The sequence below is a fragment of the Aeromonas sp. HMWF014 genome, from assembly GCF_963878295.1.
GTDB lineage: Bacteria > Pseudomonadota > Gammaproteobacteria > Enterobacterales > Aeromonadaceae > Aeromonas > Aeromonas popoffii.
Genome location: NZ_CAWNYS010000251.1, coordinates 1 through 11,187, shown reverse-complemented (window position 1 = coordinate 11,187; position 11,187 = coordinate 1). Strand labels below are relative to the sequence as shown.

At 61.7% G+C, this 11,187-nt stretch carries 12 protein-coding genes; 8 read left to right on the top strand and 4 right to left on the bottom strand.

Annotation, left to right across the window (positions count from 1 at the left end; translation table 11 throughout):
* On the bottom strand, window positions 1–565 hold a 565-nt coding region (locus AAC083_RS10220), incomplete at its 3' end, for a GntT/GntP/DsdX family permease (RefSeq protein WP_146181643.1).
* Window positions 566–684: 119 nt separating this feature from the next.
* Entirely contained in the window at window positions 685–1,800 is a 1,116-nt protein-coding gene (locus AAC083_RS10215; protein ID WP_108536523.1) for a sugar diacid recognition domain-containing protein, read from the bottom strand.
* A 208-nt stretch (window positions 1,801–2,008) separates the two neighbouring features.
* Here AAC083_RS10215 and AAC083_RS10210 point away from each other — a divergent pair, with 208 nt between their 5' ends.
* The 5 genes from AAC083_RS10210 (at window position 2,009) to AAC083_RS10190 (ending at window position 6,175) form a co-directional block, all read left to right on the top strand.
* Entirely contained in the window at window positions 2,009–2,383 is a 375-nt protein-coding gene (locus AAC083_RS10210; protein WP_042038777.1) for a YacL family protein, read from the top strand.
* A gap of 50 nt (window positions 2,384–2,433) precedes the next feature.
* Window positions 2,434–2,733, top strand: a complete 300-nt coding sequence (locus AAC083_RS10205) for a hypothetical protein (protein WP_042038776.1) — start codon at window positions 2,434–2,436, stop codon at window positions 2,731–2,733.
* Between the two features lie 207 nt (window positions 2,734–2,940).
* A complete protein-coding gene (locus AAC083_RS10200) occupies window positions 2,941–3,771 on the top strand; it encodes a CPBP family intramembrane glutamic endopeptidase (RefSeq protein ID WP_042038775.1) in 831 nt (276 codons plus the stop codon).
* Between the two features lie 302 nt (window positions 3,772–4,073).
* Window positions 4,074–5,390, top strand: coding sequence for a sphingomyelin phosphodiesterase (locus tag AAC083_RS10195; RefSeq protein ID WP_108536522.1), 1,317 nt, complete (start codon window positions 4,074–4,076; stop codon window positions 5,388–5,390).
* On the top strand, window positions 5,387–6,175 hold the full coding sequence (locus AAC083_RS10190) for a hypothetical protein (RefSeq protein WP_108536521.1): 789 nt from the start codon (window positions 5,387–5,389) through the stop codon (window positions 6,173–6,175). Before AAC083_RS10195 ends, AAC083_RS10190 begins: the two co-directional genes overlap by 4 nt.
* 80 nt (window positions 6,176–6,255) lie before the next feature.
* On the opposite strand, the gene AAC083_RS10185 is transcribed toward AAC083_RS10190, so the two are convergent.
* Window positions 6,256–7,476, bottom strand: a complete 1,221-nt coding sequence (locus AAC083_RS10185) for a DEAD/DEAH box helicase (RefSeq protein WP_108536520.1) — start codon at window positions 7,474–7,476, stop codon at window positions 6,256–6,258.
* 152 nt (window positions 7,477–7,628) lie between these two features.
* On the opposite strand from AAC083_RS10185, the gene AAC083_RS10180 reads away from it, so the two are divergent.
* Both AAC083_RS10180 and AAC083_RS10175 read left to right on the top strand, forming a co-directional pair.
* Window positions 7,629–8,453: a transporter substrate-binding domain-containing protein gene (locus AAC083_RS10180; protein WP_108536519.1), complete on the top strand. Its 825-nt coding sequence runs from the start codon at window positions 7,629–7,631 to the stop codon at window positions 8,451–8,453.
* Window positions 8,454–8,735: 282 nt separating this feature from the next.
* Window positions 8,736–9,557: a transporter substrate-binding domain-containing protein gene (locus tag AAC083_RS10175; protein WP_108536518.1), complete on the top strand. Its 822-nt coding sequence runs from the start codon at window positions 8,736–8,738 to the stop codon at window positions 9,555–9,557.
* A 69-nt stretch (window positions 9,558–9,626) separates the two neighbouring features.
* Here the strand turns inward: AAC083_RS10175 and tpx are convergent, their stop codons facing one another.
* A complete protein-coding gene (tpx, locus tag AAC083_RS10170) occupies window positions 9,627–10,127 on the bottom strand; it encodes a thiol peroxidase (RefSeq protein WP_108536517.1) in 501 nt (166 codons plus the stop codon).
* A 239-nt stretch (window positions 10,128–10,366) separates the two neighbouring features.
* On the opposite strand from tpx, the gene AAC083_RS10165 reads away from it, so the two are divergent.
* A partial coding sequence (locus AAC083_RS10165; RefSeq protein ID WP_181364709.1) for a cation transporter occupies window positions 10,367–11,187 on the top strand: 821 nt, incomplete at its 3' end.

Here is an 11,187-nt window from a genome sequence, read left to right as displayed (position 1 = left end):
TCGCCAGACCGAGCAGGCCCGGGATGATGCCCGCCGCCATGACGGACGTGAGGGGCAGATGGAAGGCGTCGGCGGCTGCAATGGCGTTCGGGTTGGGGGACATCACGTTACCCGCCTTGCCACCACCGACCATGGCCAGCAAGATAGCCGCCTTGGAGAGGTCGGCACGGCGAGCAATCGCCAGCGCAATGGGGGCAACCGTGATAACCGCCACATCCACGAACACACCGACCGCAGTCAGGATCAGGGTCGCGAGGGCCAGTGCCAGCAGGGCGCGGGTCTCGCCCAGCTTCTTGACGATGGTCTCGGCTATGGTGGTAGCCGCGCCCGATTCGATCAGCACGCCCGCCAGCACACCGGCCGCCAGGATCCGCATCACGGCCGTGGTGATCCCCTGGGCGCCACCTATCATCAGGGCGACCGTCTGGGTCAGATCGGCACCGCCGATCAGGCCACCGGCCAGGGCGCCGACTATCATGCCGTAAGCGGGCGGAACCTTCTTCAGAATGAGGAAGATGGCGATGGAGAGCGCGGCGAGAGCGCCGAGCGCGGATACAGGGATCATGACGGGCACCTTGAGTGGGAGTGAATGGTGGCCATTATGGTGATCCGGGATCGGAATGCTTTGGTTTAAAAGCCAAATAACATCTCTTGAAAAAGATTATTTTTGTTCATTACAACAAATCAGTTATCGAGATTGAGCCCGAGGTAGAGCAAAAACTTGTCATCTAACTTGTTGAAATTCAAACCGGTTATTTGCTCAATCCGGGTCAGCCGGTAGCGCAGGGTATTGGGGTGGATGAACAGTGCTTCGGCACAGGGATGCAGATCACAATCCAGCAAGAAATATTGGCGCAGTGTTTTTTGCAGCGCTCCCTTTGTATCCTCCTGCGCCAGCTTGAGCAGGGGCGCGCGCAGCTGATCCGCCTGCCAGGAGTCCGCCAGACTGCCGAGCAGCACAGGCAGCCGGTAATCCTCGAAGAAGTAGACCTGCTTGCGCGGCGCCTGCCGCATGCCCCGGCGCAACGTGTCCCGCGCCGTCTGATAGGAGCGTGCCAGCCCGTCTATGCCGCCGAAGTAATCACCCACCCCGATGCGCACCTTGAAGTGGGGAATGCGGGCCAGCAACTGCTTGATGCGACTGCGCTCCTGCTCAGATTGCCAGATGCCGTCGCTCAGTTGGGCCGGTTTGAGCACCACTATCTCGTCCAGACCATTGATGGCCACCAGGTTGTCCCGCTCCGGATTTTCCAGCAGATGCACCAGCTCCCGCAGGCGGGCGGGATCTGCCTCCTCCAGCGCCAGCACGGCCACCACCCGAGGCTGGGCCAGATCCAGCTCGAGGAAACGGGCCGCCTGTTGCAACTGATCGACTCGCCCCTCGCCGCGGATGAGCTGCAGCACCAGCTCCTCCTTGTGGCGCTTGTCCCACTGCAACTGCTCGGTGAGCGCCGCCTGCTCCAGAATAAGCTCGGCTGTCATACGCACCAGCTCGGCGTAAGCACGAACGATGTCCGGATCACCCGAGATGCCGATGACCCCGAGCAGCTCCCCCTGATAGGCAATGGGCAGGTTGATGCCGGGACGCACCCCTTTGAGTTGCCGGGCGGTCGCCTCGCTGATCTCCACCACCCGGTTCTCGGTCAGTGCCAGCACGGCCCCCTCGTGGCGCTGATGAAGTCGCTCGGGATTGCCGGAGGCGATGATCAAACCGTGTTCATCCATCACGTTGACCGAGAACGACAGTATCTTCATCGCCCTGCTCACTATCTGACGGGCCAGGGTATCGTTTAGCTGCATAACATCTCCGGACAACAAGCTGGCATGACGCCTGGGGGCCCACAATCGCACAGGCCGACGCGCAAAGATCCCACATCATCAAGACAAGCGCAGGGGGGATCGCTAGAATAGGCCACTTTACGCTATATGTGCCCCACCATGGATCATGGATCTGGCGTTATGCCGCTGTGTGGCGTGGTGGCTTCATCTTTCCGATATGGGCTCCACTATGGACTATGAATTTCGCCGCGACCCGTTCGGTGGCTATCGCGCCCGGTTCTCCATGGGCCATGAGGCCATTGGTCAGTGGTTGATCGATGAAGTTGGCAAGGATGAGGAGAAGCTCGACGAACTCTTCTCCATCATCGACCAGCTGTCGAATCGCACCCGCACAGAATACCTGCTGCACGGCGGTGACTATTCACTGCTGCTCACCCATGAGGAGGCCGAAGTGAAGGCCAACGTCCTCAATATCGAGCTGGATGAGGATCTCGACGATCTCGCCTACTACGATGATGAGCAGCTGGCCATGTGCGGACTGGAAGACTTTGCCCAGGTGCTCGGCTCCTGGCGCGCCTTTATCCGCAACGAGGATATGGGCTGAATACCCACATTTCGGGCGAGCATGCCCCTTGCAACCCAACAGGATTGACTATGTCTATTTATGATTTTGACGGCGAACAACCAGAACAGCCGGAAGACGAACAGGACCAGACCAAACACGCCGTGCCTGCCAAGAAGAAAGGCAAGCAGGTGATGAACACTCAGGTCAACCTGAGCCCGCGCGATGCCAGCCGTCTGAACGGCCTGCATGTCGAAGCCATCACTACCCTGGACGACGTCAGCCTGCCGAAGAACGTCATCTTCAAGGCTGGCCTCATCGCCCTGGGCGAGCTGGAAGCCACCAAGCGTGCCGATATCATAGCCCGCGTCATCGCCGAATCCGGTCGATAAATCCCGTGTAATTGCCGGTGCGGGTCGCTAACACGCCTCCGAACTGGCAATGCAGTATCAGAAAAGCCGGAGCCCAAGCTCCGGCTTTTTCATGGCTGTGCCCCGCAGCTGGCACGCCCTGGCAGGGATTTGACCTGACTATTGAGCCTTGTGTCATGATGTGACTGCTTGTTAAGGTGCGGGACTTTTATCGGCCTTGGAGACTCAATGTTACCTCTACCTGATTCGCTCATCTGGGGAGCCCTGACGCTGGCCGTCTTGCTCTGTCTGGCCCGGCAACGCCTGCCCGGCCTGATCCTGCTGGGGGTAGCCCTGCTGGCCGCCTGCTACCTCGACCACCTCAGCCTGTTCGCCCTGCTGATCACGCTGGCGGGACTGTTGCTGGCCTGGCGTACTCCCAGCCTGCCCCAGCCATGGCGTGGCGCCGCCTTGACCCTGATACTGCTGTGGGCCATAGCGCTGATGCTGCACCTCATCCCCGGCTTCAGCAATCTCAAGGTGCTGGACCAGGTGCTGGCTGGCCCCGCCAGCGTGCCCTTCAACATGTACCTCAATCTGGACAAGCCGCTGGTCTTCTTCGGCCTGCTGCTGGCCTGGCCTGCCTTGCTCGGCCAGGGCGGTGCGATCCGCTGGCGAGCACTGGCCTTGCTGCTGTTGCCGCTGGCCGCGCTGCTGGTCACCGCCTGGCAACTCGGGGCACTCAAGCCCGAAGTGGGCCTGCCCCACTGGTGGTGGCTGTTTGCTCTCAACAACCTGCTGTTCACCTGCGTGGCGGAAGAGGCCCTGTTTCGCGGCTTTATCCAGCAAGGGGTGGCCACCCGTAGCCGGCTCTGGCTCGGCATCCTGGTGGCCAGCCTGCTATTCGGTGCCGCCCACCTGGCCGGAGGCCCGCTGCTGATGCTGTTTGCCGCCCTGGCAGGCGCCTGCTACGGCCTGGCGTTCCAGTTCAGTGGCCGTCTGAGCATCGCCATCGCGATCCACTTTCTGTTCAACTTCGCCCATCTGGCCCTCTTTACCTACCCGCTGGCCAGTCGCTGATCCCTGGCGCCCCGCCCGGGGCGCCCTTGTTTCCCTCTTCTTCCCCCCCAGCCAGCGGTCTGTCCGCTCGATATAGACTGTCTGTTTACACTTGTTTGCCAGGATCCCGTGTCAATTCATTGAACCAAGCCAAGAGATAACCGAGCCTGCACGGCCCTCCGCCCAAGCGCCTTCCCCTCAATGCCATCTCCTCTCCCCATATGGGGCCTTTCATTTATTTGTAACGAAAATGTAAATGAAATGACTTCTGTACCCGCCATAACAGTCACTTTCCATCGTGCCTCAACCAAAAGGACTTCATGATGCACAAGCCCCTCAGTTATGCCGCCCTGCTGCTGGCCAGCCAGTTTCCGTTGCAGGCGCTGGCCGATACCGATGTCTACCTCACCAACAACAGCCCTGAACCGCTCCAGATCGACATCCGCCAAAGCGGAACTGGCCAGCTTCAGGCAGGCAGCCAGTGGATCCAGCACAGGACAGCGCTGGGCCCCTGGGAGAGCGCCATGGTGCTCAGCTTCAATCGCTACGAGGGGGTAAAAGCGGGCAAAAGCTATCTGTTCGAAACCCGTGTCACCACGGCCGGGGGCGACACCTATCGCCTCAACCAGCTGATGGAGGGCACCTGGTGGAACACCACACTGCAGCACGGTGGCGACACCCCGACCGCCAGCTCGGGCTGGCAGAGCGATCGCGCACTGCATCGCACCCAGGGCCCTCAGGAGCTGGCCTTCGCCGCCAAGTTCACCGGCCGTTACGACGACCTGCACTACATGCTGACGCCGCCACAACCGCAGGAGCAGCCAGAACCCTCAGAGAGCACACTCAAGGTAGCCAGCTACAACGTCTGGGCACTGCCTGTCATCGCTTCCAGCATAGGTAAGCGGCTGGCCCTGCTGCCCGACCATCTCAAGGGCTATGACGCCCTGCTGCTGCAGGAGGTGTTCGACAGCCGCCGCGAGGGCTTTCTGCAGGCGCTGGCGAAAGAGTATCCCTATCAGACCAAGGTGCTCGACAAGCCGGGTGTCAACATTCACGACGGCGGCGTGGTGATCGTCAGTCGCTACCCCATAGTACGCGAGGCCCAGCTGGTCTATCCCCAGTGCACCGGCACCGACTGCTTCGCCGACAAGGGGGTCATGTACGCCGAGGTGATCAAGGGAGGCAAGGCCTGGCATCTGTTCGCCACCCACACCGCCAGCTTCGACACCGACGAGGCGAGACGGCTGCGCCAGATCCAGTTCGGCCAGATTCGCACCCTGGCCGCCAGCCTCAAGATCCCGACCAGCGACACCGTCATCTATGGCGGTGACTTCAACGTCAACAAGCGCAAGTTCGCCGACGACTACGCCAGCATGCTGGCCAACCTTGACGCCCATGAACCCGGCTATGGCGGTTATACAGAAGCCACCTTCGATCCCAGGATCAACCCCTACGCAGGCGGGCTCCTCTCCGGTGGCCCCAATGTCGAGTACCTGGACTATCTGCTGGTGAGCCGGGAGTACGGCACCGCCAGTGATAACCTCAATATCGTCTGGATCCCCCGCAGCAGCGATGGCAGCCTCTGGCCCGCCAGCAACCTCTCCGATCACTTCCCGGTCAAGGGAGAGATCCGTCGATGAAGCGCCGCTACGGGATCCTGGCCCTGGCGGCCCTCTCGCTCTTGCTGCTCAACCTCGGCTGGCAGAATGAGCCAGAGTCGGCCCCGGCCAGCACCGAGGTTTATCAGCGTGGGAGCAGTCAGCAACAGACACCCACCACCCAGATAACAGCCCTTGTGACCGGGCTCACCCCGGCGGCCAGCGGGGGCCAGTCCACCAAACAGCCCCCCAGCTGGCGAGAGATGCCTGCGGAGCTGAGCCAGCGGCTCGCCAGCGAGATAAGCGACACCGACCAGCCACTGAGCGAGCGGCTGGTCAATCTGATCGCGCTGGAATCCCAGTGGATGAGTGAGGGGGAGAGCCTGACCCGGCTGCAGGGGCGCTATGCCGAGTCGCTGGCGCAGCTGGCCAGCGAGGGTGAACAGCTGACCCTGGCGGAGCGGCTGGCCGCCCTGACCCGACTGCAGGATGAGTGGGCGGCGGATCACCCGGATCTGGCGGAGGATCTGTTCAACCCGGATGCCCGCCTCTTGCAGGCACGCCAGTTGTGGGGGGATGAAGAGCTGGAGACACTGGCTCGCCACTTCCTGCCTGCCGATCGGGCCGAGGCCAGCGTGGCGTTTGCCGGTGCACGCCAGCAGCAGCTGGATCAGCGCGCTCACTACCAGCAACAGTTGGCCGAGCTGGAACAGCAACTGGCGGCCAGTCAGGGGAACATGGATCCCGAGCGCTGGCAGCAGCACAGGGAGGAGGTGCTCGGCCAGTTTAGGCGCGACTTCTTCGCCCGGGCACAGGGCAAGCCCTGAGCATGAAACCGCCCGGGGAGCCTGACATTGACAAGAAAACAGGGCCCTTTGCTTTTACCTGCCCATCGGGCAAGCCCCCTTTAGGCCTTGCCTTTGAACTGCTTGACGCTGCGCTTGTTGGCGGTACGACGATTGGCCTGCTTGTCACGCGGGGGACGCTTGCCCTCCCCGCTGGCGGGCAGGTCAGTCACCGGGAAACCGGCAAGTTCCCCCAGCGGTAGCGCACGGCCGGTGAGGGTGCGGATCGCCGCAAGGGTATCGCTCTCGCCGTGGCACACCAACGACATGGCCAGCCCCTCGCGCCCGGCGCGGGCGGTGCGGCCAATACGGTGCACATAGACAGGCGCGCTGGCGGGGAGATCCAGATTGATCACCACCGGCAGCGCCTCCACATGTATGCCCCGCGCCATCAGATCGGTGGCCACCAGCACCCGCACCTTGCCAGCCTTGAAATCGTCAAGCGCCTGATCCCGCACCGCCTGCTCCTTCTCGCCATGGAGGGCGGCAACCGCAATGCCCGCCCTGGCCAGCTTTTTGGCCACGCCGTCGGCATCATCCCGTACGCTGATGAAGACCAGCACCTGCGGCCAATCCTGCTCCTTGAGCAAGCCGATCAGCGCCGGCACCTTGCTGCTCTTGTTGACCAGATAGAGCCGCTCCTCTATCTCGTTCACCAGGCTATTGAGGGGGTTGGCCTCGATGCGGGTCGGCTCTGTCAGCAGGCCATTGGCAAGGGCATCCAGCTCGGCAGGCAGGGTGGCGGAGAAGAGCAGGGTCTGACGCTGTGAGGGCATCTCATTCATCAGCCACTGGATATCGGGCCAGAAGCCCATCTCCAGCAGGCGATCTGCCTCATCCAGCACCAGCTGTTGCAGGCCATCCAGTCCCAACACTTGTTGAGTGAGCAGATCCCGCAGTCGCCCCGGCGTCGCCACCAGCAGTTGCGGCCCCAGCGCCAGTTCGGCCTGTTGTCGCTCCTGTGCGACGCCCCCACAGAGCGTCACGATGCGCAGCCCCAGCGCCTCGGCGAGCCCTTGCAAGGCGGCGCTCACCTGGGTGGCCAACTCGCGGGTCGGCACCAGCACGAGTCCCTGCACCAGACTGGAGGCGGGATCCAGCCGTTGCAGCAGCGGCAGCCCGAACGCCAGTGTCTTGCCGCTGCCAGTCTGGGCCAGCGCCAGCAGATCCCGCCCCGCCAATACCACGGGTATTGCAAGCTGCTGGACGCGGGTCGGCGTCTGCAGGGTGGCAGGCAGGGCCGCCAGCAGGGCGGGATTGAGGTCGAGTTCGCTAAAGGTCATGGGGCTACGCTGATATCGGCTAAATAAAGAAGTGGGAGGCGAAGTCTAGTGAGCGGGGGAAGAGAAGTAAAACCCTATCCATAGTGACCAGACCAAGGTGAGGGCAGCGGCTGACTACACTTGACCTGACCCATCGTAAAGGGAGACCGGCCATGAACCTCACCAGACATATTCCCAGCCTGCCGCTTCTGGTGGCACTGCTCGGCAGCGCAACCCTCGGCCTCTCACAGAGCATGGCGAGCGACCTCGCAACCAATCAGGCCAAACCGGTGCGCATCCTCAACGCCCACCTCGGCGAGCTGCCGGGGCTGATCAATGCCGACAAGACGGGCCCCTTCGTCGATTTGGTGCGCGCCATCGATGATCTCCACCCCGATGTGACCATCCGGATCACCATCTATCCCATTGCCCGCGCCATGGCTGGCGTGATCAACCACAAGGCCGACCTGGGCCTGCCTGCCATCCGCAATCTCAAGGATGTCGATATGCTGCCCTACCGATTCAGCACCCGCAGCTTTGGCAAGGTGGCCCATGTGATTTACAGCAACACAGCCAATCCGGTCACCACCGATATGGCCTATGGCATTGTCCCCACCGAACGGGATCTGCTGATCGAAGCTGTACCGGACTATATGCCCTTCTCGGTACAACGCTCGATGAGCATCGAGCAGTCGCTGCGCAAGCTGTCTCGCGGCCGCATCGACGCCTTTGTCTGGGCGCAGGAAGAGGCTGATCTCATGTTGAAAAACCTGAAGCTGACCAATATTCAGCGCGAATTCTTTGGCGATTTCGAAGATGTTTTCATCATCCAGAAAGGGGCCTCGGGGGATGAGACTGACGAATTTATGAGTCGATCCATCGATCAGCTGGCCGCCTCCGGCAAACTGGCCGAGATCTACAACAAGATCCACCGGCCCTATGTGGAGTGGCAACCCGTGCCTCCAGCCACCACCAAACCGCCCTCCTCTTCCCCCTGATACCGCCTGTTTGCCCACACAAAAAATCCCGCCGGAGCGGGATTTTTTGTGGCTTGCCACCTAACCACACCCCCAGCGCCGCAGAGGCGGGACCGGGCGAACGGCAGAGCGGTGGAGATGCAGAGCAAGGGGCGGGATTGAGGTCGAGTTCGCTAAAGGTCATGGGGGGACGCAGATATAGGCTCAATAACGCAGTGGGAGGCAAAGCCGAGTGCGTGGTGACCAGACCAAGGTTGGGGCAGCGGCTGACTACACTTGACCCATCACAAAGGGAGATAGGCCATGATAAGACATATGCCCAACCTGCTGCTCCTGGTGGCACTGCTCGGCAGCGCAACCCTCGGCCTCTCACAGAGCATGGCGAGCGACCTCGCAACCAATCAGGCCAAACCGGTGCGCATCCTCAACGCCCACCTCGGCGAGCTGCCGGGGCTGATCAATGCCGACAAGACGGGCCCCTTCGTCGATTTGGTACGCGCCATCGATGATCTCCACCCCGATGTGACCATCCAGATCACCATCTACCCCATTGCACGCGCCATGGCGGGTGTGATCAACGGCAAGGCCGATTTCAGCCTGCCCGCCATTCGCAATCTGCACGATGCAGACATGCTGCCCTATCGCTTCAGCACCCGCAGCTTTGGCAAGGTAGCCCATGTCATCTACAGCAACACAGCGAATCCGGTCACTACCGACATGGCCTATGGCATCGAAGCGACGCAACGGGATTTGTTAATCGAGGCCGTACCAGGTGAGCTCCCCTTTCAAGTGCAACGCTCCATGAGTATCGAGCAATCCCTTCGCAAGCTCTCCCGTGGCCGTATCGATGCCTTTATCTGGGCACAGGAAGAGGCAGACCTGATGCTGCGCCAGCTGGGGCTGACCAATATCCAGCGAGAGTTTTTTGGCGACTTTGAAGATGTGTTTATTATTCAGAAGGGGGCAGCCGGCAATGAGATGGATGCGTTTTTGGCACAGGCCATAGAAAAGTTGGCTGAATCAGGCAAGCTGGAGGCGATATACAGCAAGATCCACAGCCCCTACGAACACTGGCAGCCACACCCGGAGCCATTACCCGCAGCCAAGCCTGTAAAGACCCCCTGATAACTGAATTCCACCGATAAAAAATCCCGCCGCGGGCATGCCGTGGCGGGATTTTTTGCGCTCGGGAGCTTACAGGGCAGCCAGGGCGGCGGCGTAGTTCGGCTCGTCTGCCACTTCAGCCACCAGCTCGCTGTGCAGCACCTTGTCATCTGCATCCAGCACGACGATGGCACGGGCTGTCAGGCCCACCAGCGGACCGGAGGAGAAGGCTACGCCGTAGTCCTGCAGGAAGGCCGCACCACGCAGGGTGGAGAGGGTCACCACCTTGTCCAGACCTTCGGCGCCGCAGAAGCGGGACTGGGCGAACGGCAGATCGGCGGAGATGCAGAGCACGATTGTGTTCTCCAGCGCGCTGGCCTGCTCGTTGAATTTGCGCACGGACGTGGCGCAAGTCGGGGTATCGACGCTCGGGAAGATGTTCAGGATCTTGCGCTGGCCGGTGAAGTTAGCAAGGGTCACGTCAGACAGATCCTTGGCAACCAGGGAGAAGGGCTTGGCCTGCTCACCGGCAACGGGGAAGTGGCCGGCGACGGAGACGGGGTTGCCTTGCAGGGTAACGGAATGGCTCATGTTATGTCCTTGATTATCGAGGGAGGATAGGGCCCCCCAGTATAGGCGCGCCGAGACGGGACAAACACCCGCCAACCACAAGGATATAAGCGCGCTTTACCCTGACCCGGACAAATCACCCCTGCTGGCTCAGACAGCAAGAGCAAAGAGGCTTGACCTTGGACTTAACACCAAGGTTTACACTCGATTCAGTCATCGAAGATCTCGCACCGGCGGGATCCATCCAAGAGGAACTCATCATGAGCAAATCCTGCTGTAGCCATCAAGCCGCCGCCCCCATCAGGGCCGTCAGCAAGTCTGCCACCCGCCAGAACGAGCATCAGCACGACAGCCACTGCTGTGACAGTGCCACGCCGGCCAGCCTTTGTGCCAGCAAGGCTCCCCATGATCATCAGGATCAGGGGGTCAGTGAATCACCGGGGGATGAAGAGCCCCCCAGAGCAGGCTGTCACAGCCAGGGCAGCTGCAGCAGCACGCAGCTGCCTCATGACCATGACCATGACCATGACCATCATGAGCAAACCACCGACACCGCCGAGCCACTCATTGCGCCAGAGCCGGAGAATCGCCGCCTCCGCTGGCAGGTGCTGGGAATGGATTGCCCCAGCTGTGCCCGCAAGATCGAGACCGCTGTCAGCCGCGTTGCTGGCGTGCAGCAGGTTCGCGTGCTGTTTGCCACCGAGAAACTGGTGGTGGATCTGGCACCCGGCCTCTCCCCTGATCCCGTCACCGCCGCCGTGCTGGCCGCCGGTTTCCGGCTCAAGGGGGAAAACAGTGGCAAACAGCAAGCCACCAGCAAGCGCGGCCCGCTGCTGACCCTGCTCGGCAACTTTTTCGGCAAATACTGGCAGCCCCTGTCGCTGGCCGGCCTGATGGGGGTGGCGGCCCTGCTGCCAAAAGAGTTCGGCCAGCCGCTGTTTACCCTGGCCACCCTCTGGGGCCTGTGGCCCATCTCCCGCAAGGCCTGGGCGCTGACCAAGAGCGGCTCCCCCTTCGCCATCGAGACCCTGATGACGGTAGCGGCGCTGGGCGCCCTCTTCCTCGGCGAAACCGCCGAGGC